This is a genomic window from Geodermatophilus ruber, from assembly GCF_900114385.1.
Taxonomy (GTDB): domain Bacteria; phylum Actinomycetota; class Actinomycetes; order Mycobacteriales; family Geodermatophilaceae; genus Geodermatophilus; species Geodermatophilus ruber.
On record NZ_FOSW01000024.1, the window covers coordinates 1 to 23773 of the forward strand.

Here is a 23773-nt window from a genome sequence, read left to right on the forward strand (position 1 = left end):
CACGACCAACCTGTTCCTGGACATGGTCCGGCGCCGGCAGCGGATCCGGTTCGACGCGCTGCCCGAGGACACCGAGCGGCTGCCCGGCACCGCGCCCAGCCCCGAGCAGGTCTACGCCGACACCCACCTGGACCCGCAGGTGCAGGCGGCCCTCGACGCCCTCTCGCCGGAGTTCCGCGTGGCGGTGGTCCTCTGCGACATCGAGGGGCTGACCTACGAGGAGATCGCGGCCACCCTGGGGATCAAGCTCGGCACGGTGCGCAGCCGCATCCACCGGGGCCGGGTCCAGCTGCGGCAGGCCCTCGCCCACCTGGCCCCGCGCCGGCCGGTCACCGCGGAGGGGAGCGCGGGATGAACCTGCCCGAGAGCCACCTGGCGCAGGAGGCCATCGCCGCGCTCGTCGACGGCGAGCTGCCCAGCGGCCCGGCCGGCCGCGCCGCACGGCACCTGGCCGGCTGCGCGCAGTGCCGGATGGCCGTGGAGGCCCAGCGCGAGGCCAAGGAAGCCCTGCACAGCTGCCACGACGTCGCCGTCCCCGGCGACCTGCTCTCCCGCCTGCAGGCGATCCCGTTCACCACCGACGTGCCCGGCAGCGGCCCGGGCACGCTCAGCGCCGGCCCCGGGCAGCTCACTCTCCGCGACGCCTCCGGCGCGTGGTCGGTGCCGCTGGACCCGCAGCGGGACCGGCCGGAGCGGCACGGGCGGTGGCTCCGCCGTGGTGTCGCCGGCGCGCTCGCCGGTCTGGGCTTGGGGGTCACCGCCCTGGCCCTGAGCCTGCCCGCACCCGCGGCCGACCAGGAGCGCCCGCCGCCGGCGTCGGTCGCCGGGTCGTTCCCGGGGGAGCGCAGCGAGATCGTGCCCCCGATCGTGCGCACCCTGACCGCGCACGGCGACACCCAGGCCCGCAACGCCGGAGCTGCGGGCGGAACCCCCTGACCACCCCCACCGCCGGAACGCCCGGGGAGGACCCGCTGTCCGAGAACCCGCCGACCCCGGACGAGCCGCGCCCCGGCCCCCACGCCCCGGAGGCGCCCTCCCCCGACGCGGCCGCGGAGCCGGAGGAGGTCTTCGCCCGGCCGCGCGACGGGGTCGGCGGCTTCGACCGGCCCACCGCCCCCGCCCGTCCCGAGACGCCGCCCCGGCCGGTGCCCACCCCGGCCCAGCAGGTCGCCTTCGGCCGTCCCGCCGCCGTCGGCGGCAGCTTCGCCGGGGACCGCCCCACGCCTCCGCCGCGCCCGCTGCCGCCGCCCCCGCCCGAGGCGGTGCTGCGGGCGTTCGCGCCGGCCGAGTCGGGCGCGCGCGGCCTGCAGGAGCCCCCCGGCGGCCGGCCCGGGCGCCGGCGCACGGCGACCGGGCCGTGGTGGAAGGCGGACGCGCGCAGCGACCCGTGGCGTGACCCGTACGCGCCGGCCGGGCTCGGCGGTCCCGCCGTCTACGACGACGAGGCCGGGCAGCCCGGTCCCCTCGTGGTCGACGCCAAGGGACGCCGGAAGCTGCGGCTGCGCGACCTGTCGGTCCGGGTGTCGGTCCTCGTGGTGCTCGCGGTGCTGCTCGTCGCCGCGGTGGGCGGCGGCGCGGGCTACCTGCTGACCCGCACCGCCGACGAGACGCCGCTGCTGGCGCCCGGCACCCAGCTCAACGAGGTGAACGAGGGAGTGGCGCGCGAGCCGGGATCGGTCGCCGACATCGCCGAGCGGGTCACGCCGACCGTCGTCTCGATCGAGGTGCGACTGGGCGAGGCCGGCGCCACCGGCTCCGGTGTGGTCATCGACGGCGAGAACGGCTACATAGTCACCAACAACCACGTCATCTCCGGTGCCGACGGCGTCGAGGGCGCCGAGATCCGCGCCGTGTTCTTCGATGGCAGCGGGTCGGCCGCCCGCATCGTCGGCCGCGACCCCGCCAGCGACATCGCCGTCATCAAGGTCGAGAAGCCCGGACTGCTCACCGCCGCGCTGGGCAGCTCGGACGCCGTCGTCGTCGGCGACCCCGTGGTGGCCATCGGGTCCCCGCTGGGGCTGGCGAGCACGGTCACCAGCGGCATCGTCAGCGCGCTGGACCGCCCGGTGCGGCTGTCCGGCGAGGGCAGTGACACCAACGCGGTGATCAGCGCGGTGCAGACCGACGCGCCGATCAACCCCGGCAACTCCGGTGGCGCGCTGGTCAACGGCGCCGGCGAGGTCATCGGCATCAACACCGCCATCGCCTCGCTGGGCGGCGGCAGCGTCGGGCTGGGCTTCGCGATCCCGATCGACACGGCCCGCGACATCGCCGAGCAGCTGATCAGCACCGGGCAGGCGGTGCACGCCTCGCTCGGGGTGAACGCCCGCTCGGTCACCGACGGCACCCGCGACGGCGCGCTGGTGGTCAACGTGGAGCCCGACAGCCCCGCGGCCGCGGCCGGCATCCGCGAGCAGGACGTGATCATCGCCGTCGACGGGGAGCCCGTGGGGAGCTCCGAGGAGCTGGTCGTCCAGGTGGACGCCCACGAACCGGGGGAGACGATCCGCATCGAGCTGGTCCGGGGCGGCTCCTCGACGACGGTCGAGGCGACGCTCGAGCAGGCCTGAGGCGACACCCCCGGATCGGGGCACTGACCCCCGCGCCGGGCGCGCCTACTCTGGAGCCCGGCCGGACGCGGCGGAACGAACGGGAGCGGGTGTGTTCGACTCGATCGGCTGGGGCGAGATCATCGTCCTCGCGCTCGCCGCGCTGTTCATCTTCGGCCCCGAGCGGTTGCCCGACCTGGCCAAGGACGCCGCCTCCGGGCTCAAGAAGGTGCGCAGCGCGATCACCGGCGTCCGGGCCCAGGTGGACGACTCGCTCGGTGACGACCTCGCCAAGCTGCGCGACCTGGACCTGCGCCAGTACCACCCGAAGACGTTCATCCGGAACCAGCTGCTCGCCGACGACGACGCCCCGCCGGTGCGCCGCGGCAGCGCGACCGGCTCGGCCGGGCTCGCCACCGGTGCGGGTGCCACCGTCGCCGCGCGCGACGCGGTCCGCTCCCGCGATTCGGCGACCCCGCCGCCGTTCGACCCCGACGCGACGTGATCTGTCGTCTTCGGACGACAGCGCGGCCGGTCCACACGTGCTTCTGGGGTGTTCCTCCCGCTCCCGGAGTCCTGCAGGACCCCTGAAGCGGGAGGAACACCCCAGAAGAGGCGTCGATCAGGTCAGCGGCGGACCGGGGTGAGCCCCAGGCTCATGCCCTGCAGGCCGCGCTGGCGGGTGGCCAGGCCGTCGGCGATCGCGCTCAGCGCCTGCGCGGCGGGGGACTCCGGCTCGGCGAGCACGATGGGTGCACCGGCGTCGCCGGACTCGCGCACCCGGGTGTCCAGCGGGATCTGGCCGAGCAGCGGGACCCGCGCGCCGAGGGTGCGGGTCAGCGCGTCGGAGACGGCCTCGCCACCGCCGGAGCCGAAGACCTCCATGCGGGAACCGTCGGGCAGGTCCAGCCACGACATGTTCTCGATGACCCCGACCACCTGCTGGTGGGTCTGGGTGGCGATCGCACCGGCCCGCTCGGCCACCTCGGCGGCGGCCTGCTGCGGCGTCGTCACCACGAGGATCTCGGCGTTGGGCAGCAGCTGGGCGATGGAGATCGCGACGTCACCGGTGCCGGGCGGCAGGTCCAGCAGCAGGACGTCGAGGTCGCCCCACCACACGTCGGCGAGGAACTGCTGCAGCGCGCGGTGCAGCATCGGCCCGCGCCACACCACCGGGGTGTTACCCGGGGTGAACATGCCGATCGAGATGACCCGGATGCCGTAGGCCTGCGGCGGCATGATCATGTTGTCGACCTGGGTGGGCTTGTCGTCGACGCCGAGCATCCGGGGCACCGAGTGGCCGTAGATGTCGGCGTCCACCACGCCCACCGACAGCCCGCGCTTGGCCAGCGCCGCGGCCAGGTTGACGGTGACGCTGGACTTGCCGACGCCGCCCTTGCCGGAGGCGACGGCGTAGACACGGGTCAGCGAGCCGGGCTGGGCGAACGGGATGACCGGGTCGGCCGCGTCGGTGCCGCGCACGGTGCGGCGCAGCTCGGCGCGCTGCTCGTCGTTCATCACGTCCAGCGCGACCTGGACCGCGGTGACGCCGGGGACGGCGGAGACGGCCTCGGTGACCCGGCTGGTGATCGTCTCGCGCATCGGGCAGCCCGAGACGGTGAGGTAGACCTCGACGCGGACCGCGCCCGGGGCGCCGCCCACCCCGATCTGCACGTCCTTGACCATGCCGAGCTCGGTCAGGGGGCGGTTGATCTCGGGGTCCTGGACGGTGGCCAGAGCGGCGTTGACGGCGTCGAGCGCCGGCGTGCCGGTCAGCTGGTCGGACATCTGTTCGTCTGTCTCCTTCGACGGGGGACCCGGCCCGGCCGGCCGCGAGCGGGCGGCGACCTGCGCACACGGGTCGTCTCCCACTGTACGGCGGGCCACCGGTCCCGCCCGCCCGCGGAGGGGTGATCCGATGCTCAGCGGAGGGCCTCGGATCGGTCGTTAGCCTTGCTTTCCGTGTCCACCGCAGCCCGGTCCGCGACCCTCCGCGACGCGATCGGGCTGGGGGCGGCGGTCGGGCTCTACGGCGTCGCGTTCGGCGCGGCCGCCGACGCGGCGGGCCTGGACGTGTGGCAGGCGATGGTGCTCTCCGCGCTCATGTTCACCGGCGCCTCGCAGTTCGCGCTGGTCGGCGTGCTGGGCGCGGGGGGCAGCGCGGCCGCCGCCGTCGGCAGCGCGCTGCTGCTCGGCACCCGCAACACCGTCTACGGGGTGCGACTCGCGCCGCTGCTGTCCCCCCGGGGCCTGCTCCGCCGGGCCGCGACGGCGCACTGGGTGATCGACGAGACGACGGCGATGGCCGTCTCCGCCCCCGACCGGCAGCTCGGCCGGCTCGCCTTCTGGGCCACCGGGGCGACGATCTACCTCGGCTGGAACCTGATGACCCTCGTCGGCGCGCTCGGCGCGGCGGCCCTCGGGGGCGCGGCCCGGGCGGCGCTGGACGCCGTGGTCCCGGCCGCGTTCCTCGCGCTGCTGTGGCCGCGGCTGCGGAAGGGCTTCCCCGAGGCGCAGGTGCAGCGGCGGGTGGCGCTCGGCGGTGCCGTGGTGGCGCTGGTGCTCACCCCGTTCGTGCCCTCGGGCGTCCAGGTGATCGCCGCGGTGGTCGCGGTGGCGCTGGCCGGCCGGCCCCGGCCGAAGGCGGAGGAGGGAGCGTGAGCGGGACCACGCTGTGGGCCGCGGTGCTCGTCGCCTCGGTCGGGTGCTATCTGCTCAAGCTGGCCGGGCTGTCGGTGCCGGCGGCGTGGGTGGAGCAGCCGTGGGTCGCCCGGGTCGTCGACTTCGTGCCCGCGGCGCTGCTCGCTGCCCTGGTGGCGGTCCAGGCGGTGACCAGCGGCCACGACCTGGTGCTCGACGGGCGGCTGGTCGGGCTGGCGGTCGCGGCGCTCGCGCTGGCGCTGCGGGCGCCGTTCATCGTCGTCCTCCTGCTCGCCGGGGCCGCCGGCGCGCTGGTGCACGTCCTGACCGGCTAGCGGAGCAGCGCGTCCTAGTGCAGCAGCGCCTTGAGCGCGATCAGCACGGCGCCGACCAGTGCCACCGCCGCGCCCTGCAGGAGCGCCCGGGGGACCGGTGTGCCGGCGAAGCGGGCCGCCCAGTAGCCGTAGAAGCCGATCAGGCCCAGGCCGGTCCACTTGGCGATCGTGAAGGCGGTGCCGACCTCCATCACGCCGACCGCGGCGATCAGGAAGAACAGAGCGGGGAACCCGACGCCGAAGCCGACCGCGAGCGCGTCGTCGAGCAGGTGCGCGAGCTGGGGGCGGGTGACCCGGTGCCGCTCGCTGGTCTCCACCCCCACCACCTCGCTGTACAACTCGGCGAGGGCCACCGCGAGGGCCGTCCCCAGCAGCCACGCCGCCGTGACCCCGGCGCCCGGGGGGTGCGCCTCCAGCACGACGACCAGCGCGAGGCCGATGATCGCGCCGTAGACCACCCGTGCGACCTGCCGGGAGCCGAGGTGCGCCTCGAGGTTCGCCCGCACAGCCCAGCAGCCTGGTCGCCGCGGCGCCGCCGGGAACCATCCGCGCGGGAGGATCCGCGCGCCCTCAGCCGAGCGCGTCCCGCTTCCTCTTCGCCTTCCTCTCCCGCCGCTCGGCGTCCTCCCCGTCCTCCTCCGCGAGCCGGTTCAGCTCGCCGCGGATGAAGTCGCGGGTGGCCAGCTCCCCGATGCCCACCCGCAGCGCGGCCAGCTCGCGGGCCAGGTACTCGGTGTCGGCGCGGGTGGTGGCCGCCCGGGCGCGGTCCTCCTCGGCCTGCACCCGGTCGCGGTCGGCCTGCCGGTTCTGGGCCAGCAGGATCAGCGGTGCGGCGTAGGCGGCCTGGGTGGAGAAGGCCAGGTTGAGCAGGATGAACGGGTAGGGGTCCCACTGCAGCCGGACGGCGAAGACGTTCAGCGCGATCCAGACGATGACGATGATCGTCTGCACCGCCAGGAAGCGGCCGGTGCCGAGGAAGCGGGCGATCGCCTCCGCGAAGCGGCCCACGGCGTCCGGGTCGAGCCGGAGGAAACTGCCGAAACCGCGCGCCCCGCGGGGGACGTCGAGCCGGCGTCCCTCAGCCACGGCGGGACCGCTCGCGCCAGTCCTCGGGGAGCAGGTGGTCGAGGACGTCGTCCACGCTCACCGCTCCCACCAGCCGGCCCTGCGCGTCGACGACCGGTGCGGCCACCAGGTTGTAGGTGGCGAAGTAGCGGGTCACCTCGCCCAGCGGCGTCTCCGGCCGCAGCGGCTCCATGTCGTCGAGCACGCCGCTGACCAGGGTGGACGGCGGCTCGCGGAGCAGCCGCTGGATGTGCGCCAGCCCCAGGTAGCGGCCGGTGGGCGTGGCCGACGGGGGCCGGCACACGTACACCTGGGTGGCCAGCGCGGGGGTCAGCTCCGGCTGCCGGACGCGGGCCAGCGCCTCGGCGATCGTGGCGTCCGGGGTGAGGATCACCGGCTCGCTGGTCATCATCCCGCCGGCGGTGTCCTCGGAGTACTGCAGCAGCTGGCGCACCGGCTCGGCCTCGTCGGGCTCCATGAGCTCGAGCAGCCGGTTGCGGTCGACGTTGGAGAGCTCGGCGAGCAGGTCGGCGGCGTCGTCGGGGTCCATCTCCTCGAGCACGTCCGCGGCACGGCTCTCCTCGAGCATGCCGAGGATGGTGATCTGCTCGGTCTCCGGCAGCTCGCCGAGGACGTCGGCCAGCCGCTCGTCGTCCAGGGCCTCGGCCACCTCGTGCCGGCGCTTGAGCGGCAGGTCCTGCAGGGCGTGGGCCACGTCGGCGGCGTTGAGCTCCCGGTAGGTGGCGATCAGCGTCTCGGCACCCTGGCCGGACTGGGGGAGGGTCAGGCCGACGACCTCGTCCCAGTTCAGCTGGTGCAGCTGGCCGCGGCGGCCCAGCCGGCCCGGTTCCTGGACGGCGAGCCTGGACAGCACCCAGTCGCCGGTGCGGGTCTGCTCGATGGCGGCGTCGACGACCTGCGCCGGCCGATCGGACTCGGCGATCCGCACCGACCGGTCGAGCAGCTCGCCGAGGACGAGGGTCTCGCCGGCGCGCTGCTCGAAGCGCTTGAGGTTGAGCGTCCCCGAGGCGAGCACCACCGCACCCGGGTCGACCGCGGTCACCCGGCCCATGGGCACGAAGATGCGGCGGCGGGCCGCGACCTCCACGACCAGACCCAGCACCCGGGGCGGGGCGCTGTCCACGCGCAGGGCCACGACGACGTCGCGCACCTTGCCGACGCGGTCACCGTTCGGATCGAAGACGGGCATCCCCGCGAGCCGGGAGACGTATGCCCTGGTCGCAGTCGTCACGGAACCTCCTCGCCGGCGCTCGTCGGACCCGTGCCGCGGGTGCTGGATGGATGCGTGACCGCGCGCCCGGGCCACGGTGGCTGAGGCTACCGTCGCGGGCGTGTCGTTCCCCCGAGCAGAGCTGGACTACGAGGTCGTCGACGTCTTCGCCCCGCGTGCCTTCGCCGGCAACCCGCTGGCGGTGGTGTTCGACGCCGACGAGCTGAGCACCGAGCAGTGCCAGGCGCTGGCCTTCGAGTTCCACCTCTCGGAGACCTCGTTCCTGTGCGCGCCGACCGAGCCGGGCGCCGACTACCGGGTCCGCATCTTCACGCCGTTCACCGAGCTGCCCTTCGCCGGGCACCCCAGCGTCGGGGCCGCGCACACGCTGGTGCGGGCCGGCCGGCTGCCCGCCGGCACGGTGCGCCAGGAGTGCGGGGCCGGCGTGCTGGACGTCGTCGTCGACGCCGATGGCGCGACGCTGACCGGCGGCACCCCGACCCTCGAGGACGGGCCCGATCCGGCCGCGCTCGCCGAGGCCATGGGCCTGTCCGCGGCGGACGCCGTCGGGCTGCGCGCCGACGTCGCCGGCTGCGGTCTGGCCTTCACCTACCTGGCGGTGCACCCGGGGTTGGTCGACCACGCGGCGCCCGATGGTGACGCCCTGGCGGCGCTCGGCGTGGGGGACGGGGTCTCGGTGCTCTCCTGGGACGCGGCCACCTCCACCGCGTACGCGCGGGTGTTCGCCGAGGGGCTGGGCTGGGGTGAGGACCCGGCCACCGGCTCGGCGGCGCTCGGCACCGGCGTGTGGCTGGTGGCGGTCGGCCTGCTGGCGGGGGAGGGGACCTCGTCCTACGTCGTCCGCCAGGGCGAGAAGCTCGGCCGTCCGTCGGTGCTCTCGTGCACCGTCCTCGCCTCCGACGGTCGCGCGGTCGCGGCCACCGTGCAGGGGGCGGTGGTCCCGGTGGCCCGGGGGCGCATCCGGGTGCCGTGAAAGAGCACCCCGTCCCCCTCACGCCTCGCTCCGCTCGCCGCGAGCCTCTGGACGGGGCCGCCGCCTGGGCGGTCCACCGGCCCGCCGGCCGGGACGCCGGGCTCATGGTGATCGCGGTCCTCGGGATCTCGCTGTCGGCGCCGCTGACCACGCTGCTCGCGGCGCCGATGCTGGCCCTGGCCTTCTGGCGCAACGCCGCCGGAGCGGCGGCGTTGCTGCCGCTGCTGCTCCGGGAGCGCGGCACGCTGCGCGGGCTGCGGCTGCGCGACCTGCGCAGCTCCGTGGTCGCCGGGCTGTTCCTGGCCGCGCACTTCGCGGCCTGGCTGCCCAGCCTGTCGATGACCACGGTCGCCGCCTCGACCGCGCTGGTCACCACGACGCCGATCTGGACGGCGCTGGCCGCGCGGATCAGCGGGGTGCGGCTGCCCGCCGCGATCTGGTGGGGGCTGGTGCTCGCGGTGCTGGGCGTCGTGCTGATCGCCGGGGTGGATGTCACCGTCAGCCCCCGGGCGCTGGCGGGCGACGCGCTGGCCCTGCTCGGGGCCCTGTGCGCCGGCGGGTACGTCCTGGCGGGCGCCCGGGCGCGGCAGCGGCTGTCCACGTCGGCCTACGCGATCGTCTGCTACTCGGTCTGCGCCGCGGCGGTCGCCGTCGCCGCCGTCGTGGTCGGCGCCCCGCTGGGCGGCTTCAGCGGGCGCGACTGGCTGCTGATCGCCGCCATCACCGTCTGCGCCCAGCTGCTCGGCCACACCCTGCTCAACCTGCTGCTGGCCTCGGTCGGCCCCACGGTCGTGAGCCTCGTGGTCCTGCTGGAGGTGCCCGGTGCGCTGCTGTTCGCGCTGGTGCTGCTGCAGCAGGTGCCGCCGCTGCTCGCCCTCCCCGGGGTGGCGCTGGTGGTCGCCGGCGTCGCCCTCGTGGTCCGCGCCAGCCGCCCGGTCTCGCTGGTCGAGCCCGCCACCTGAGCCCGCCGGCTGTGCTGACTCCGGGGGAGCGGGCGGCGACCCTCCTGGTTACCCTCCGGTAGCTGAAGAACGTCGTCCTTGAAGAGAGGCACCGTGGCCGAGCTCCGATCCCGCCGTTCCAACCTGGCCGTGCCGGGCAGCAACCCCCGGTTCCTGGAGAAGGCCAAGGGCCTGAACGCCGACCAGGTCTTCCTCGACCTGGAGGACGCGTGCGCGCCGCTGGCCAAGCCCGGGGCGCGGAAGAACATCGTCGCGGCGCTCAACGAGGGCGGCTGGGGCGAGAAGATCCGCACCGTCCGGGTCAACGACTGGACGACGGAGTGGACCTACCGCGACGTGATCGAGGTCGTGGAGGGCGCCGGCGCCAACCTCGACTGCATCATGCTGCCGAAGGTCGCCGACGCCGCCCAGGTGCGGGCGCTGGACCTCCTGCTGACCCAGATCGAGAAGTCCAACGGGCTCGAGGTCGGCCGGATCGGCATCGAGGCGCAGATCGAGACCGCGCAGGGCCTGATCAACGTCAACGACATCGCCTTCGCCAGCCCGCGGATCGAGACGATCATCTTCGGCCCGGCCGACTTCATGGCCAGCATCAACATGAAGTCGCTGGTGGTCGGGGCGCTGCACCCGGACTACCCGGGCGACCCGTTCCACTACATCCTCATGCAGATCCTGATGGCCGCCCGGGCCCGCGGCGTGCAGGCCATCGACGGCCCGTTCCTGCAGGTGCGCGACGTGGACGCCTTCCGCGAGGTGGCCAAGCGCTCCGCGGTCCTCGGCTTCGACGGCAAGTGGGTGCTGCACCCGGGGCAGATCGACGCGGCGAACGAGATCTACGCGCCGTCCCAGGAGGACTACGACCACGCCGAGCTGATCCTCGACGCCTACGACTGGTGCACGTCGGAGGCCGGCGGGAAGAAGGGCTCGGCCATGCTCGGCGACGAGATGATCGACGAGGCCAGCCGCAAGATGGCGCTGGTCATCGCGGGCAAGGGCCGCGCCGCGGGCATGTCCCGCACCTCGTCGTTCACCCCGCCGGAGGCCTGAACACCCTGCTGACCACGACGGCCGCCCGGACCCCGGGCGGCCGTCGTCGCGTTCACGGGCCGAAGGAGACGCCGCCGGCCACCGAGGCGACGGCGATGATCCAGAAGAGGACCACCAGCGCCCAGACGGCGCAGGCGATGCCGCCGACGATGATCCCGGCCAGGGCCAGGCCGTCGCCCTCCTCGCCGGTCTGCCGGATCTGCCGGCGCGCCATCACCCCGAGCACCAGCCCCGCCGGGGCGAAGACGAAGGCGAACACGAGGGACAGGATCGCGAGGGTGTTGGTGGGCCGCCGGTAGTACCCGGGATAGCCGGGCGGGGGTCCGTACCCCGCGGGCGGGCCGTATCCCGGGGGTGGGCCGTATCCCGGGGGCGGGCCGTAGCCGGGAGGCGGCGGGGGCTGGGTGTGGTGGGCGGGCGGCTCGCCCCGGTAGAAGCCCTCGTCGTTCGTGCTCATCGTGATCCTCTCCGTGCCGGCCGGTCAGAGGCCGATCGCCGGGGCGGGCAGGGCGGCCATCCGGGTGGCGATGCTCCGGGCGGCCATCGCGCCCGCCGCAGGATCCTCCGCGATGAGCACCGACACCACCGCGCCACGCCCCTGGGCGACGACGTCCTGGGTGATCCCGCCGGCGAGCTGGTAACGCACCACGACGACGTTCTCGGCCAGCCCGTCGATCGCCGGCGGAGGCAGGAACGACCGGTCCTGCGCCGGGCAGGACCGGAAGGCGTCGCGCAGCTCGGTCAGGGCCAGCGCGCCGGCGGTGGCCGAGTCGTAGGCGATCGCCTCGGAGACGACGGCCGGGTCGCCCGCGGGGTTCAGGCCCACGCTGGGGAACTTGGCCGTCCGGTGGCTCTCCGAGGAGAAGGTCACGCCGCACAGGCCCTGGAGGCTCGGGTTGCGGGACAGGTCGCCGTTCGGCACCGGGTTGGCCTGCACCGTCCAGCCGGGCGGGAGGTCCGCCGCGCGCAACGCGACGGCCAGCGCCGCCTCGGCGGGCGTGCCGGTGGCGGCGGGGTCGGCGCTCTCGGCGGCCGACTGCTCGGCCTGGGCGGGCGCGGGCTCGGTGCGCGGTGCCTCCGCGCCCGGGTCGCCCCCGCAGCCCACCAGGACCAGGAGGGCAGCGAGCGCGGGGAGCAGCCGACTCCGCGAGGACTCCATCCGGACGACGCTAGACCTCCTGACCGGATGGCCGGAGTGAGCAGGACCACTCCGGTCCGGTCGGTGCCGGTGGCCCATACTCGCTGGTAACAACGGACACCGGAGTCCCCGAGGAGCAACGCGATGACCCGCCTGGCGCAGACCGCCGACCTGACCGACGTGCAGACCGAGATCCTGGCGACGGTTCGCAGCTTCGTCGACAAGGAGATCATCCCGAACGCCCAGGAGCTCGAGCACGGCGACGTCTACCCGACCGAGATCGTCGAGGGCCTCAAGGAGCTGGGCATCTTCGGGCTGACCATCCCCGAGGAGTTCGGCGGGCTGGGCGAGTCGCTGCTGACCTACGCGCTGGTGGTGGAGGAGATCGCCCGCGGCTGGATGAGCGTCTCCGGCGTCATCAACACGCACTTCATCGTCGCCTACATGATCATGCAGCACGGCACCCAGGAGCAGAAGGAGCGCTTCCTGCCGCGGATGGCCGCCGGCGAGGTGCGCGGGGCGTTCTCCATGTCCGAGCCCGGGCTGGGCTCCGACGTGGCCGGCATCCGCACCAAGGCCACCAAGCAGGCCGACGGCGACTACGTGATCGACGGGCAGAAGATGTGGCTGACCAACGGCGGGTCCTCCACGCTGGTCGCAGCCCTGGTGCGCACCGACGAGGGCGCGGAGAAGGCCCACCAGAACCTGACGACCTTCCTCATCGAGAAGCCCGCCGGCTTCGGTGAGGTGAAGCCCGGCCTCACCATCCCGGGCAAGATCGACAAGATGGGCTACAAGGGCGTCGACACCACCGAGCTGGTGTTCGACGGCTACCAGGCCTCGGCCGAGGACATCCTCGGCGGGACGCCCGGCCGCGGCTTCGCGCAGATGATGGACGGCGTCGAGGTGGGCCGGGTCAACGTCGCCGCGCGCGCCTGCGGCATCTCGATCCGGGCCTTCGAGCTGGCCATCGCCTACGCCCAGCAGCGGGAGACGTTCGGCAAGCCGATCGCGCAGCATCAGGCGATCGCGTTCCAGCTCGCCGAGATGGCGACCAAGGTCGAGGCCGCGCACGCGCTGATGGTGCGGGCCGCCCGGCTCAAGGACTCGGGCGAGCGCAACGACGTCGAGGCGGGCATGGCCAAGCTGCTGGCCAGCGAGTACTGCGCCGAGGTCACCACCCAGTCGTTCCGCATCCACGGCGGCTACGGCTACTCCAAGGAGTACGAGATCGAGCGGCTGATGCGCGAGGCGCCGTTCCTGCTCATCGGCGAGGGCACCAGCGAGATCCAGAAGACCATCATCAGCCGTGGGCTGCTCAAGGAGTACGCGCTCAAGCGCTGACCCCGGCCTCCGGTCGACGCGGCCACCGTGTTAGGCAGAGGGCATGCGAGCTGTCGGAGTGACCGAGTTCGGTGGGCCGGACGCCCTGCGCGTCCTCGACGTCCCGGCCGAGCCGCTGGGCCCGGGCCAGGTACGCGTGCGGGTCACCGCGGCGGCGGTGAACCCCACCGACACCTACGTCCGCAACGGGACCTACGCCGGGCGCGACCCGGTGCAGGAGTTCCCGTACGTGCCCGGGATGGACGTCGCCGGCGAGCTGGCCGAGATCGGACCCGGCGCGCAGACGGAGCTGGAGGTCGGCGACCCGGTGATGGCGATCGTGCTGCCCACGGGCGCGCACGGCGGCTACCGCGAGGACCTCGTGCTCCCGGTCGGCTCGGTGGCGCGGGCCCCGAAGCACGCCGGCGACGCCGAGGCCGCGACCCTGCCGATGAACGGCCTGACCGCCCGGCTGGCGCTGGACCTGATGGCGCTGCAGCCGGGGCAGGTGCTCGCGGTGACCGGTGCGGCGGGCGCCTTCGGCGGCTACGTCGTCCAGCTGGCCAAGGCCGAGGGGCTCACCGTCGTCGCCGACGCCTCGGAGGCCGACGAGCAGCTGGTCCGCGAGCTCGGCGCCGATGTCGTCGTCCGGCGCGGGGACGACGTCGCCGCGCGGATCCGGGAGCACTACCCGCAGGGGGTCGACGGCCTGGCCGACGGCTCGGTCCAGGACGAGCGGGTGCTGCCGGCCGTGCGGGACGGCGGCGTGGTCACGACCGTGCGCGGCTACCGCGGCGACGGGCAGCGCGGGGTGCGCGTGCAGCCGGTGATGGTGCGGCAGGTCGCCGAGGACGGCGCGGCGCTCGACCGGCTCCGGCAGCAGGCCGAGCAGGGCGTGGTGACCCTCCGCGTGGCCCGGACCTTCCCCGCGGAGCAGGCCGCCCAGGCGCACCGCCTGCTCCAGGGCGGCGGGATCCGCGGGCGGCTGGTCCTCACGTTCTGAGGTCGCGGAAGCGGCCCTCCACCTGCCAAGGTGGAGGGACGCGTGCCGGGCAGCGGAGCCCGGACGGAGGCGGAGGTGCCCGATGGTGCACAGGCTCGTGGTCAGCTACGGACAGCCCAGCGACCCGGCGGCGTTCGACGACTACTACCGCGACACGCACGTCCCGCTGGCGATGGAGATGCCCGGGGTGATCCGGTTCAGCACCGGCCACGCCCAGCCGATCGACCCGTCCCAGCAGGCGCCCTACTTCGTCGCCGAGCTGGACTTCGAGTCCGAGGAGGCGATGGGCGAGGCGTTCGGGTCGCCGGAGGGCAAGGCGGCGGCCGCCGACGTGGCCAACTTCGCCACCGGTGGGGCGACCATGGCGCACTTCGACGTGCACGAGATCCAGGTCGGCATGCCGAACCTGCCGTGACCGGCCCGCAGCAGCGTCGCCCGGGGGGTGGCCGGTGAACGGCGCCCAGGCGCTCATCCGCACCCTGGTCGGCGCGGGGGTCGGCGTGTGCTTCGCCAACCCCGGCACCTCCGAGATGCACTTCGTCGCGGCCCTGGACGAGGTGCCGGAGATGCGCGGCGTGCTGACCCTCTTCGAGGGGGTGGCCACCGGCGCGGCCGACGGGTACGCGCGGATGGCCGGGCGCCCCGCGGCGACGCTGCTGCACCTGGGGCCGGGCCTGGGCAACGGCCTGGCCAACCTGCACAACGCCCGCCGCGGCCGCGCCCCGGTGGTGAACGTCGTCGGCGACCACGCCCGCTCGCACAAGCGGCTGGACGCGCCGCTGGAGTCCGACATCGACGCGCTCGCCGGCACGGTGTCGAGCTGGGTGCGCCGCTCGCTGTGCACGAGCGACGTGGCCGGCGACGCGGCCGAGGCGGTGGCGGCCGCCGCGCGGGGCGCGGTCGCCACGCTGATCCTCCCCGCCGACGTCTCGTGGGAGGACGGCGCCGCCGTGGCCGACCCGGTGGCCGTTCGCCCCGCGCCCCGGGTGGCCGACGCCGTGGTCGCCGACGTCGCCGCGGCGCTGCGCTCCGGCGAGCCCGCGGTGCTCTTCCTCGGGGGCGACGTGGTCGCCGGCGAGGCGGGCCTGCTGACCGCCGGGCAGATCGCGGCCGGCACGGGGGCCCGGCTGATGACCGAGACGTTCCCGGCGCGGACCGTGCGTGGCGCCGGGCTGCCGGACGTCAGCCGGCTGCCCTACCCGCCGGAGATGGCGATGGCCGCCCTCGCCGGCACGAAGCACCTGGTGCTGGCCGGCGCCACCAGGCCGGTGCACTTCTTCGCCTACCCGGGCGTGCCCGGAACCCCGGTGCCCGAGGACTGCACGGTGCACGTGCTGGCCGAGCCGGGGGAGGACGGCGTCGCCGCGCTGCAGGATCTGGCCGGGCTGGTCGCGCCGGACGCGAAGCCGGAGCTGCTGGAGGCGTCCCGGCCGGAACTGCCGGCCGGGCAGCTCACCCCGCGGGCGCTGGCCGCCGTGGTCGGCGCGCTGCTGCCGGAGGGTGCGATCGTCGTCGACGAGGCGCTGACCTCGGGGGTGGGTCTGGACGAGCTGACCTCCGGGGCGCCGCGGCACGACAGGCTGGCCCTCACCGGCGGGGCGATCGGCGACGGGCTGCCGATGGCCGTCGGCGCGGCGGTGGCCTGCCCGGACCGGCCGGTGATCGGCATCCAGGCCGACGGCAGCGCCATGTACACCGTCCAGGCGCTGTGGACCCAGGCCCGCGAGCAGCTCGACGTCACGACGATCGTCTGCGACAACGGCTCCTACGCCATCCTCGAGGGCGAGCTCGACCGGGTGGGCGCGGGCGGCGGCGGCACCCGGGCGGAGCAGCTGCTGCGGCTGGACGGGCCGGCGCTGGACTTCGTCGCGCTGGCCGCCGGGATGGGGGTGCCCGCGACCCGGGCGACCACCGCCGAGGAGCTGGCGGACGCGCTGCGGAAGGCGCTGGCCGAGCCGGGTCCGCACCTGATCGACGCGGTACTGCCCGGCCGCGGGTGACCGCACGGTGCGACGACGGGCGGCCCGCGCGGCGCTCGTCGTCCTCGTGCTGCTCGCCGTGCTGACCGGCCTGCTGTGGGGGCTGCAGCGGCGGCTGATCTACCTGCCCGGCGACGGGCCGGTGCCGGCCGCGGCGGCGCTGGTTCCCGGCGGCCGCGACGTCACCCTGGTGACCTCGGACGGGCTGGCGCTGGGTGCGGTGTTCGTGCCCGGCGCGGAGCCCACCGCCGCGGCGGTCCTGGTCGCCAACGGCAACGGCGGGCACCGCGGCGGCCGGGCGCCGCTGGCCCGGGCGCTGGCCGGCCGCGGGCTGGCCGTGCTGCTCTTCGACTACCGCGGGTACGGCGGGAACCCGGGCACCCCGAGCGAGGAGGGGCTGGCCCGCGACGTGCGCGCCGCCCGCGTCCACCTGCTCGAGGAGGCCGGGGTGCCGCCCGACCGGCTGCTGTACCTCGGCGAGAGCCTGGGCGCGGCGGTGGTCACCGAACTGGCCACCGAGCACCCGCCGGCGGCGCTGGTGCTGCGCTCGCCGTTCGTCGACCTGGCCGCGGTGGGCCGCGTCCACTACCCGTTCCTGCCCGTCCGGGCGCTGCTGCGCGACCGCTACCCCGTGGCCGAGCGGATCGCTCGGGTGCCGGTGCCGACGACCGTCGTCCTGGGGGACGCCGACACGATCGTGCCGCCCGGGCAGAGCCGCGCGGTCGCCGCCGCCGCGGCCGGGCTGCACCGCCTCGTCGAGGTGCCCGGCGCCGACCACAACGACCGGGCCCTGCTGGACGGGGAGGCGCTGGTGGGCGCGGTCGTCGAGCTGGCCGACCGGGTCACCGGCTGACCGGAGGTCTGGCGCCGGCCGCGGCCAGCCGTGAGCATGGGCCCGGTCGCCCGGTGAGGAGGGGTCGGATGGACGCCGTACAGCTGCGGGAGCTGCAGGCGCCGCTCAAGCGGCGCTACCGCGACGAGCCGGAGGCGGCGCGGGCGCCGATGCACGCCCGGGGCGAGTTCACCGAGCCCGGCATCACCTGCACGGTGCAGAGCTGGGCCGGCCCGGTCCGCGCCGGGCTGCACCCCTCCACCGGCGGCGACGGCAGCGACGCCTGCTCCGGCGACATGCTGCTGCAGGCGCTGCTGGCCTGCGCCGGGGTGACGATGCGCAGCGTCGCGACGGCGATGGGCATCGACATCCGGTCGGCCACGCTCACCGCGGCCGCCGACATGGACGCCCGCGGCACGCTCGGCGTCTCCCGCGAGGTACCGGTCGGCCTCGGCGAGATCACCGTCGACGTGGCGGTCGACACCGATGCCGACGACGCGACGCTGGCCCGGCTCGGGGAGCTCACCGAGCGGTACTGCGTGGTGGCCCAGACCCTCGCCCGCCGTCCGCGCCTGACCGTCCGCCGCGCCGGCTGACCGCCGGGCTTCCGGCCGGTTCCCGCGCGGACCGTCCCGGCGTGCGGTCCGGCGGGGCGTCGCAGGTGGCGTGCGCCCCGGCCCTACGCTGCCGCCTCGTGATCACTGCCGCCGCCGTCCTCGTGTGCCTGGTGCTGGGCGCCCTGGCGGTCTTCCAGGCGTTCCTGGTGCTCGGCGCCCCGCTGGGGCGGTTCGCCTGGGGCGGGCAGCACCGGGTGCTGCCGGTCGCGCTCCGGATCGGGAGCGTCGTCTCGATCGTGATCTACGCGCTGATCGCCGGCGTCGTCCTGGCCCGCGCCGACCTCGTCTCGCCCGGGGTCTCCGAGGCCATCCTCCGGACGGCCACCTGGGTGGTCACCGGCTACTTCTTCCTCGGCATCGGGCTGAACCTGGCCTCCCGGAGCAGGCCCGAGCGGGCCGTGATGACTCCCACCGTCGCGCTGCTGTGCGCCCTGTGCGCCGTGGTCGCCCTCGGCTGACCCGGCCGACGCGCCGCGGGTGACACCCGACCGGGTGAGCCTCGGCCCGGGTTGTCCACAGAGTGTGACCGCGGGGCCCCGCGGACCGCCCGGTTCTCCTACAGTCCGTCGACCCGAGCAGGAAACCGACAGGCCGACGGGGGTGCCGTGCCGACTGCGACCAGTGCGCTGGAGGTCGTCGACGGCGAGGTGCGTGAGCTCATCCGCCGCCGCGGGCTCGACCCGTTCGTGGACCCGGCGCCGGTACGGGTGCTGGTGCGCGATGTCGTCGCCGACTACGCCGAGCGGTCACTGGCCTCGGCGCTGCCGCCGATCGGTGATCCCGACTCCGTCGTGCGGGACGTGCTGGACCGGGTGGCCGGGTACGGGCCGCTGCAGCGCTACCTCGACGACCCGGAGATCGAGGAGATCTGGGTCAACGAGCCCGGGCGGGTGTTCGTGGCCCGGCGCGGGCGCAGCGAGCTGACCACGACGATCCTGGGCGCCGGCGAGCTGGCCGACCTGGTCGAGCGGATGCTGCGCACGTCGGGTCGACGCATCGACATGTCGACTCCGTTCGTCGACGCGATGCTGCCCGATGGCTCGCGGCTGCACGTGGTGATCCCCGACATCACCCGCCGGCACATGGCGGTCAACATCCGCAAGTTCGTGCTCCAGGCGCACTCGCTCGACGAGCTGGTCGCTCTGGGCACGCTGCCACCCCAGGCCGCCCGCTTCCTCGAGGCTGCTGTCGCCGCCGGCCTGAACATCCTCATCGCCGGAGGTACCCAGGCCGGCAAGACCACCCTGCTCAACTGCCTGTGCGCGGCGATCCCCGCCCGGGAGCGGGTGATCACCTGCGAGGAGGTCTTCGAGCTCCGTGTTCCGCTGCCCGACGTGGTCGCTCTGCAGACCCGCCAGCCCAACCTCGAGGGCGCCGGTGAGATCCCGCTGCGCCGCCTGGTCAAGGAGGCGCTGCGGATGCGGCCCTCGCGGCTGGTGGTCGGTGAGGTGCGGCAGGAGGAGTGCCTGGACCTGCTCATCGCCCTCAACAGCGGGTTGCCGGGCATGTGCACCCTCCACGCCAACAGCGCCCGCGAGGCCGTCGTGAAGATGTGCACCCTCCCGCTGCTGGCCGGCGAGAACATCGGGCACGCCTTCGTCGTGCCGACGGTGGCGGCCAGCGTCGACCTGGTCGTGCACGTCGGCATCGATCCCGACGGGCGGCGCCGGGTGCGCGAGATCGTGGCCGTGCCCGGTCGCGCCGAGGACGGCGTCATCGAGCTGGCCGACGTCTTCACCAGCCGCGACGGCCGGCTGGTCCGCGCCTCCGGATACCCGCCGCACCCCGAGCGCTTCGCCGCCCACGGCTTCGACCTCTCGGCCCTCCTGGACGGCGGGCGGTGGGCTTCGTGAGTCTCACCGGCGCACTGCTCGGGCTGCTCCTCGGCGTCGGCCTGCTGCTGGTCTGGCGCAGCGGTCCGCGGGGGCCGGAGCGACCGTCCGGTCCGCGGGCCCCCGGCCGGCGGCAGCAGCTGCTCGCCGCGGCCGGGTTGACCGGTATCAACGCGGCCCAGCTGCTCGCGCTGCAGCTCGGGCTCGGGCTGCTGGCGCTGGTGGTCGTCCTGCTCACCACCGGAACGGTCACGGTGAGCCTCGTCTTCGGGATCTTCGGGTTCGTGCTGCCGGCCGTCCAGGTCCGCCGGCTGGCCGGGAAGCGCCGGGCCGACCTGCGCGAGGTGTGGCCCGAGGTGGTGGACAACCTCGCCTCCGCCGTCCGGGCCGGCCTGTCCGTGCCCGAGGCGCTGTCGGCGCTGGCGGTGCGGGGCCCGGAGGTGCTGCGCCCACCGTTCGCCCGGTTCGCCGCGGAGTACCGCTCCAGCGGCCGGTTCGGCGACTGCCTCGACCGGCTGAAGCACGAGCTGGCGGACCCGGTCGGCGACCGCATCGTCGAGACGCTGCGCGTGGCCCGCGAGGTCGGCGGCAGCGATCTGGGCCGGGTGCTGCGGACCCTGTCGGCGTTCCTCCGCGAGGACGCCCGGGCCCGCGCCGAGCTGGAGACCCGGCAGGGCTGGGTGGTGCAGGCCGCGCGGCTGGCGGTCGCCGCCCCGTGGGTCGTGCTGCTGCTGCTCGCCACGCAGTCGACGACCCTCGAGGCCTACGACACGCCGGTGGGCACCGCGCTGCTGGTCGGGGGCGCCGGCGTCTGCGTGGTGGCCTACCGGGTGATGCTGCGGATCGGCCGGCTGCCGCAGGACGTGCGGGTGCTGCAGTGAGTGAGCGTCGCAGCGAGCGTCAGCGAGCGAGGAGCGGAGCGATCGGGCCGCGGAGCGGCCGGGGAACATCGTGAGTGCTGCGCTGGCGGGGATGCTGCTCGGCCTGGCCGGGGCCGCCGGGCTGCTGCTGGTCGTCGCCTTCGCGCCGCCGTTCCGGTCGGTGCGGCTGGTCGACCGGCTGGCGCCCTACGTGCACGACACCCCGCCGCCGTCCCGGCTGCTGGGCACGGCCACCGAGGCGGGCCTGCTCACCGCCGCGCGGCGGGTGTTCGGCCCGGTCATCGCCGACGGCGCCCGGCTCGTCGACCGGGTCCTCGGTGGACGGACGGCGGTGCGCCGCCGGCTGGACGCGCTGGGCGGGAAGACCACGGTCGAGGACTTCCGCATCGAGCAGGTGGTCTGGGGCGGCCTCGCCCTGCTGGGCGCGGCGCTGCTGGCGACGGTCGGCTCGCTGCTGGCCGGCAGCCTCAACCTGTTCTCCGCAGCGCTGCTCTGCCTCGCGGGGCTGCTCGGCGGCGTGCTCGGCCGCGACTGGTGGCTGACCCAGCAGGTCCGCCGCCGGGAGGAGCTGCTGCTGGCCGAGTTCCCGGTGATCGCCGAGCTGCTGGCGCTGGCGGTGACCGCGGGGGAGAGCCCGACGGCGGCCATCGCCCGGGTCACCCGGCTCTCCGGTGGCGAGCTGGCGGGCGAGCTGGGGGCCGCGCTCGGGCGGACCCGCGCCGGGGTGCCGCTGGTCGACGCGCTGCAGCAGGTGGCCGACCGCACCTCCCTCGCCCCGCTCGCCCGCTTCATCGACGGGCTGCTCGTCGCCGTCGAGCGCGGCACCCCGCTCGCCGAGGTGCTACGGGCGCAGGCGGCCGATGTCCGCGAGGCCGGCAAGCGCCGGCTGCTGGAGGCCGGCGGCCGGAAGGAGATCGCGATGATGGTCCCGGTCGTCTTCCTGGTGCTGCCGATCACCGTCCTCTTCGCCCTCTTCCCGGGCTTGATCAGCATCGTCTCGCTGGCGCGATGAGGCCGCGGACACGACAGGAAGGACGACAGCGCATGCCGAGCTTCACGGGGGTCCAGGCGGTACTCGCCGCGCTGGGCGAACGGCTCCGAGGCCGGGATCCCGAGCGGGGCGACGTCCCCGGCTGGGTCATGATCACCGTGATGACGGCGGCCCTGGTGCTGGCCATCCTCATCCCGTTCCGGGAGGCGATCGTCTCGGCCGTCCAGAACGCGCTGGACTCCGTCACGAGCGGTGGCTGAGCAAGGCCCCCTCTGCCGCCCGCCGCTCGCAGGCTCGCGGCGGGACCCTGCCGAGGGGCCGCCCGAGGACGGCGAGCGCGGCGGTGCCGTCGTCGAGTTCGTGTTCGTCTCGACGCTGGTCGTGGTGCTGCTGCTGGCGGTGCTGCAGGTCGCGGTGTACGTGCACGTCCGCAACGTGGTGACGGCCAGCGCGCAGGAGGGGGCCCGGTTCGCGGCCAACGCTGACGTGCCCTCCGCCTCCGGCGCGGACCGCGCGGTGGCGGTCGTGGCGCGGGCGACCTCCGCGCAGACGGCCGGCGGGCTGCGCTGCGCCTCGGCGGAGGAGGTCGATGCCAGCGGGCTGACGCTGGTGGTGGTCCGCTGCTCGGGGGCGGTGCCCACGCTGCTGGCCGGGCTGGGGAACCTGCTGCCGGTCGAGGTGACCGGCCGGGCGGTCAAGGAGGCGGCGTGAGGTGGCTGCGGGCCCGGCGCGGCCGGCTGGCGGGGGAGCGGGGATCGGCGCTGGTCGAGTTCGTGTTCATCGCGCTCGTCGTCTTCGTGCCGCTGGTCTACGTCGTGGCCGGGTTCTCCGCGGTGCAGCGCGGAGTGTTCGCCTCGACCGCGGCGGCGCGGGAGGCCGGGCGGGCGATCGGCACCGCGCCGGACCCGGCCAGCGGGCAGGCGCGGGCGCTGCGGGCCGCGGAGCTGGCGGTGGAGGACCAGTCGGTGGATGCCACCGACGTGCGGGTGGCGTACGCGCCGGCCGGCGCCGACTGCGCTGCCGCGGGCGCATACACACCGACGCTGACGCCGGGGGAGGAGTTCTCCGTCTGCGTCACGGTCACCGTGCGGATCCCGCTGCTGCCGGAGTTCATCGACGCCAACACCGCCACCGGCCAGTTCGTCGTCGAGCGGGACCGCTACGTCGACCCCTGATCGCGCGGGCGCATCCTGCTACGCCGACGTGTGGCGGGAGCCTGCCGCCATCAGCACGGCCAGAGGTCGAACGGTGGAGAACCGGGCGGCCGGCTGCCGTGGTAGGTCAACGCCTCGAAACGCAGCCGGGCGCTGGTCTGGTTCGGGTTGCCGCCGGTCCACAGATCGATGCCCTGGAACGGGTAGCCGTCGACGACGGAGATGGTGCGGGGCTGGCCGCCGCACGAGGTGGGCGACAACCGCCGGCTGTCGCCACCGGGCGCCGTCCACGGGCCCAGGAGACTCGGGGCCGTGGCGTAGCCGGTCCCGGTGCCCGAGCAGTAGCCGCAGTTCGGATCGCTGTAGGTGAGGATCCACGTGCCCGTGGCCGCGTCCTGGTAGGCACCCGGCGACTCCACGGCGGTCAACCCGGCGAGGTTCCTGGCCCCGGTGCCGTCGCCGTTGGTGCCCCAGACGTCCAGTCGCGCCTGGCTCAGCGTCTGGTCCGCGTCGGTGCAGATCGCCACCGGACGCCCCGATGACGGGGTGACGATCGCGAAGTCCCCGTTGCCGCCGCAGTACGCGCCCAGGGCGGGTTTGTGCGTCGAGCCGCGCGGTCCGCTACCCGCACCGCAGGGGCCGGCCGGCCCTGCGCAGCCCATCGCGTAGTAGGGGTTGGCGCCGGTGGCGTTGAAGTCCTGCGGGGCGTTGAACCACAGGATCCACGCCCCGTCGTCGACACCCCATCCGGAGCGTTGGATCATCCGCGGGTTGAAACACCCGGCCCCGGTTCCGCCGCACACCTGCTGCCAGGTCTGGCCGTTCCACGGGTCCACGCCGTTCGGGTCGAAGAGCAGCCTCGGCGGGGACCAGTTGACCCTGTCCGTCGAGGTGCTGACCGCGAAACCGCACCAGGGGGTGTTCGGGGTGAGCCACTGGAACCCGCAGGCGTACTGCGTGCCGTACAGGTAGTACACGCCACCCACCTGGACGATCATCCCGTCGTGCAGGTCCAGCCCGGTGATCTCGAACGCGGCCGGGCCGGGGCGTGGACGGCGGACGCCGAGGCTGTCGGTGCCATCGCCGTTCCAGTCGCCGACGAGCGCGGTGTCGCCGGGGTCGCCGTAGGCGAACACGGTGTCGGCGACGCCGCTGGTGGTGCTGTTGCGCAGGAAGTAGGTGTTGCCGCGGCGCACGGCG

General features: G+C 74.9%; 29 protein-coding genes. 22 read left to right on the plus strand and 7 right to left on the minus strand.

Translation table 11 applies throughout. The features are described from left to right. The 4 genes from BMZ50_RS23230 to BMZ50_RS23245 form a co-directional block, all read left to right on the plus strand. Window positions 1–355, plus strand: a 355-nt coding sequence (locus BMZ50_RS23230; RefSeq protein WP_143087268.1) for a sigma-70 family RNA polymerase sigma factor, incomplete at its 5' end; no start/stop codon positions are given. Further along, window positions 352–936: an anti-sigma factor family protein gene (locus BMZ50_RS23235; protein WP_091330011.1), complete on the plus strand. Its 585-nt coding sequence runs from the start codon at window positions 352–354 to the stop codon at window positions 934–936. The genes BMZ50_RS23230 and BMZ50_RS23235, both read left to right, overlap by 4 nt. Window positions 937–1145: 209 nt before the next feature. Further along, window positions 1146–2570 carry a S1C family serine protease gene (locus tag BMZ50_RS23240; protein ID WP_245753827.1) on the plus strand — a complete coding sequence of 475 codons (1425 nt, stop codon included), beginning with the start codon at window positions 1146–1148 and terminating at the stop codon, window positions 2568–2570. 91 nt (window positions 2571–2661) lie between these two features. After that, window positions 2662–3054: a twin-arginine translocase TatA/TatE family subunit gene (locus BMZ50_RS23245; RefSeq protein ID WP_091330013.1), complete on the plus strand. Its 393-nt coding sequence runs from the start codon at window positions 2662–2664 to the stop codon at window positions 3052–3054. Between the two features lie 122 nt (window positions 3055–3176). Here the strand turns inward: BMZ50_RS23245 and BMZ50_RS23250 are convergent, their stop codons facing one another. Then, window positions 3177–4337, minus strand: a complete 1161-nt coding sequence (locus BMZ50_RS23250) for an Mrp/NBP35 family ATP-binding protein (protein WP_091330014.1) — start codon at window positions 4335–4337, stop codon at window positions 3177–3179. Between the two features lie 174 nt (window positions 4338–4511). On the opposite strand from BMZ50_RS23250, the gene BMZ50_RS23255 reads away from it, so the two are divergent. Next, window positions 4512–5210, plus strand: coding sequence for an AzlC family ABC transporter permease (locus tag BMZ50_RS23255; protein WP_091330016.1), 699 nt, complete (start codon window positions 4512–4514; stop codon window positions 5208–5210). Then, the gene (locus BMZ50_RS23260; protein WP_091330018.1) at window positions 5207–5524 is read left to right on the plus strand and encodes an AzlD domain-containing protein; all 318 of its coding nucleotides are present in this window, start codon (window positions 5207–5209) and stop codon (window positions 5522–5524) included. Before BMZ50_RS23255 ends, BMZ50_RS23260 begins: the two co-directional genes overlap by 4 nt. Before the next feature lie 14 nt (window positions 5525–5538). On the opposite strand, the gene BMZ50_RS23265 is transcribed toward BMZ50_RS23260, so the two are convergent. From BMZ50_RS23265 to BMZ50_RS23275, 3 genes are all read right to left on the minus strand, one after another. Further along, a complete protein-coding gene (locus BMZ50_RS23265) occupies window positions 5539–6030 on the minus strand; it encodes a hypothetical protein (protein WP_091330020.1) in 492 nt (163 codons plus the stop codon). A gap of 64 nt (window positions 6031–6094) precedes the next feature. Continuing rightward, window positions 6095–6610, minus strand: a complete 516-nt coding sequence (locus tag BMZ50_RS23270) for a DUF1003 domain-containing protein (RefSeq protein WP_091330022.1) — start codon at window positions 6608–6610, stop codon at window positions 6095–6097. After that, window positions 6603–7841 carry a magnesium transporter MgtE N-terminal domain-containing protein gene (locus tag BMZ50_RS23275; protein ID WP_091330024.1) on the minus strand — a complete coding sequence of 413 codons (1239 nt, stop codon included), beginning with the start codon at window positions 7839–7841 and terminating at the stop codon, window positions 6603–6605. Before BMZ50_RS23275 ends, BMZ50_RS23270 begins: the two co-directional genes overlap by 8 nt. Before the next feature lie 100 nt (window positions 7842–7941). Here BMZ50_RS23275 and BMZ50_RS23280 point away from each other — a divergent pair, with 100 nt between their 5' ends. The 3 genes from BMZ50_RS23280 to BMZ50_RS23290 all read left to right on the plus strand — a co-directional run bounded on the left by BMZ50_RS23280 (window position 7942) and on the right by BMZ50_RS23290 (window position 10823). Next, window positions 7942–8814: a PhzF family phenazine biosynthesis protein gene (locus BMZ50_RS23280; protein ID WP_091330026.1), complete on the plus strand. Its 873-nt coding sequence runs from the start codon at window positions 7942–7944 to the stop codon at window positions 8812–8814. Window positions 8815–8918: 104 nt separating this feature from the next. Next, window positions 8919–9776: an EamA family transporter gene (locus BMZ50_RS23285; protein ID WP_091330028.1), complete on the plus strand. Its 858-nt coding sequence runs from the start codon at window positions 8919–8921 to the stop codon at window positions 9774–9776. A gap of 93 nt (window positions 9777–9869) precedes the next feature. Further along, window positions 9870–10823 carry an HpcH/HpaI aldolase/citrate lyase family protein gene (locus BMZ50_RS23290; protein ID WP_091330031.1) on the plus strand — a complete coding sequence of 318 codons (954 nt, stop codon included), beginning with the start codon at window positions 9870–9872 and terminating at the stop codon, window positions 10821–10823. 52 nt (window positions 10824–10875) lie between these two features. Here the strand turns inward: BMZ50_RS23290 and BMZ50_RS23295 are convergent, their stop codons facing one another. Together BMZ50_RS23295 and BMZ50_RS23300 are read right to left on the minus strand one after the other, a co-directional pair. Continuing rightward, the gene (locus BMZ50_RS23295) at window positions 10876–11280 is read right to left on the minus strand and encodes a DUF4190 domain-containing protein (RefSeq protein WP_091330033.1); all 405 of its coding nucleotides are present in this window, start codon (window positions 11278–11280) and stop codon (window positions 10876–10878) included. A gap of 24 nt (window positions 11281–11304) precedes the next feature. Next, on the minus strand, window positions 11305–11982 hold the full coding sequence (locus BMZ50_RS23300; protein WP_091330035.1) for a hypothetical protein: 678 nt from the start codon (window positions 11980–11982) through the stop codon (window positions 11305–11307). Window positions 11983–12105: 123 nt separating this feature from the next. Here BMZ50_RS23300 and BMZ50_RS23305 point away from each other — a divergent pair, with 123 nt between their 5' ends. The 13 genes from BMZ50_RS23305 to BMZ50_RS23365 all read left to right on the plus strand — a co-directional run bounded on the left by BMZ50_RS23305 (window position 12106) and on the right by BMZ50_RS23365 (window position 22594). Then, complete coding sequence (locus tag BMZ50_RS23305; RefSeq protein ID WP_091330037.1) at window positions 12106–13305, plus strand: acyl-CoA dehydrogenase family protein; 1200 nt, start codon at window positions 12106–12108, stop codon at window positions 13303–13305. Window positions 13306–13348: 43 nt separating this feature from the next. Next, window positions 13349–14287 carry an NADP-dependent oxidoreductase gene (locus BMZ50_RS23310; RefSeq protein ID WP_091330039.1) on the plus strand — a complete coding sequence of 313 codons (939 nt, stop codon included), beginning with the start codon at window positions 13349–13351 and terminating at the stop codon, window positions 14285–14287. Between the two features lie 82 nt (window positions 14288–14369). Continuing rightward, window positions 14370–14702 (plus strand): EthD family reductase, encoded by a 333-nt coding sequence (locus BMZ50_RS23315; RefSeq protein ID WP_091330041.1) that lies wholly within the window; start codon window positions 14370–14372, stop codon window positions 14700–14702. 34 nt (window positions 14703–14736) lie between these two features. Continuing rightward, complete coding sequence (locus BMZ50_RS23320) at window positions 14737–16287, plus strand: acetolactate synthase large subunit (protein WP_091330043.1); 1551 nt, start codon at window positions 14737–14739, stop codon at window positions 16285–16287. A 7-nt stretch (window positions 16288–16294) separates the two neighbouring features. Next, on the plus strand, window positions 16295–17119 hold the full coding sequence (locus tag BMZ50_RS23325) for an alpha/beta hydrolase (protein WP_091330045.1): 825 nt from the start codon (window positions 16295–16297) through the stop codon (window positions 17117–17119). 68 nt (window positions 17120–17187) lie between these two features. Beyond that, the gene (locus tag BMZ50_RS23330; protein ID WP_091330047.1) at window positions 17188–17694 is read left to right on the plus strand and encodes an OsmC family protein; all 507 of its coding nucleotides are present in this window, start codon (window positions 17188–17190) and stop codon (window positions 17692–17694) included. Between the two features lie 98 nt (window positions 17695–17792). Continuing rightward, window positions 17793–18173, plus strand: coding sequence for a hypothetical protein (locus BMZ50_RS23335; protein ID WP_091330050.1), 381 nt, complete (start codon window positions 17793–17795; stop codon window positions 18171–18173). Window positions 18174–18320: 147 nt separating this feature from the next. Beyond that, the gene (locus BMZ50_RS23340) at window positions 18321–19568 is read left to right on the plus strand and encodes a TadA family conjugal transfer-associated ATPase (RefSeq protein ID WP_091330052.1); all 1248 of its coding nucleotides are present in this window, start codon (window positions 18321–18323) and stop codon (window positions 19566–19568) included. Further along, the gene (locus BMZ50_RS23345) at window positions 19565–20428 is read left to right on the plus strand and encodes a type II secretion system F family protein (protein WP_091330065.1); all 864 of its coding nucleotides are present in this window, start codon (window positions 19565–19567) and stop codon (window positions 20426–20428) included. Before BMZ50_RS23340 ends, BMZ50_RS23345 begins: the two co-directional genes overlap by 4 nt. Window positions 20429–20498: 70 nt before the next feature. Beyond that, the gene (locus BMZ50_RS23350; protein WP_091330054.1) at window positions 20499–21440 is read left to right on the plus strand and encodes a type II secretion system F family protein; all 942 of its coding nucleotides are present in this window, start codon (window positions 20499–20501) and stop codon (window positions 21438–21440) included. 32 nt (window positions 21441–21472) lie between these two features. Then, window positions 21473–21679: a hypothetical protein gene (locus BMZ50_RS23355; protein ID WP_091330056.1), complete on the plus strand. Its 207-nt coding sequence runs from the start codon at window positions 21473–21475 to the stop codon at window positions 21677–21679. Further along, window positions 21672–22130, plus strand: a complete 459-nt coding sequence (locus tag BMZ50_RS23360; protein WP_091330058.1) for a TadE/TadG family type IV pilus assembly protein — start codon at window positions 21672–21674, stop codon at window positions 22128–22130. Before BMZ50_RS23355 ends, BMZ50_RS23360 begins: the two co-directional genes overlap by 8 nt. Beyond that, a complete protein-coding gene (locus BMZ50_RS23365) occupies window positions 22127–22594 on the plus strand; it encodes a hypothetical protein (protein ID WP_091330060.1) in 468 nt (155 codons plus the stop codon). The genes BMZ50_RS23360 and BMZ50_RS23365 overlap by 4 nt, the downstream gene beginning before the upstream one ends. Before the next feature lie 50 nt (window positions 22595–22644). Here the strand turns inward: BMZ50_RS23365 and BMZ50_RS24455 are convergent. After that, the coding region (locus tag BMZ50_RS24455; RefSeq protein ID WP_218146406.1) for a glycoside hydrolase family protein at window positions 22645–23773 on the minus strand (1129 nt) is incomplete at its 5' end.

Coding starts and splice junctions, on each gene's coding strand:
- BMZ50_RS23235 (WP_091330011.1), top strand. CDS start 352: ATGAACCTGCCCGAGAGCCACCTGGCGCAGGAGGCCATCGCCGCGCTC.
- BMZ50_RS23250 (WP_091330014.1), bottom strand. CDS start 4,337: ATGTCCGACCAGCTGACCGGCACGCCGGCGCTCGACGCCGTCAACGCC.
- BMZ50_RS23285 (WP_091330028.1), top strand. CDS start 8,919: ATGGTGATCGCGGTCCTCGGGATCTCGCTGTCGGCGCCGCTGACCACG.
- BMZ50_RS23295 (WP_091330033.1), bottom strand. CDS start 11,280: ATGAGCACGAACGACGAGGGCTTCTACCGGGGCGAGCCGCCCGCCCAC.
- BMZ50_RS23300 (WP_091330035.1), bottom strand. CDS start 11,982: ATGGAGTCCTCGCGGAGTCGGCTGCTCCCCGCGCTCGCTGCCCTCCTG.
- BMZ50_RS23305 (WP_091330037.1), top strand. CDS start 12,106: ATGACCCGCCTGGCGCAGACCGCCGACCTGACCGACGTGCAGACCGAG.
- BMZ50_RS23310 (WP_091330039.1), top strand. CDS start 13,349: ATGCGAGCTGTCGGAGTGACCGAGTTCGGTGGGCCGGACGCCCTGCGC.
- BMZ50_RS23315 (WP_091330041.1), top strand. CDS start 14,370: ATGGTGCACAGGCTCGTGGTCAGCTACGGACAGCCCAGCGACCCGGCG.
- BMZ50_RS23330 (WP_091330047.1), top strand. CDS start 17,188: ATGGACGCCGTACAGCTGCGGGAGCTGCAGGCGCCGCTCAAGCGGCGC.
- BMZ50_RS23355 (WP_091330056.1), top strand. CDS start 21,473: ATGCCGAGCTTCACGGGGGTCCAGGCGGTACTCGCCGCGCTGGGCGAA.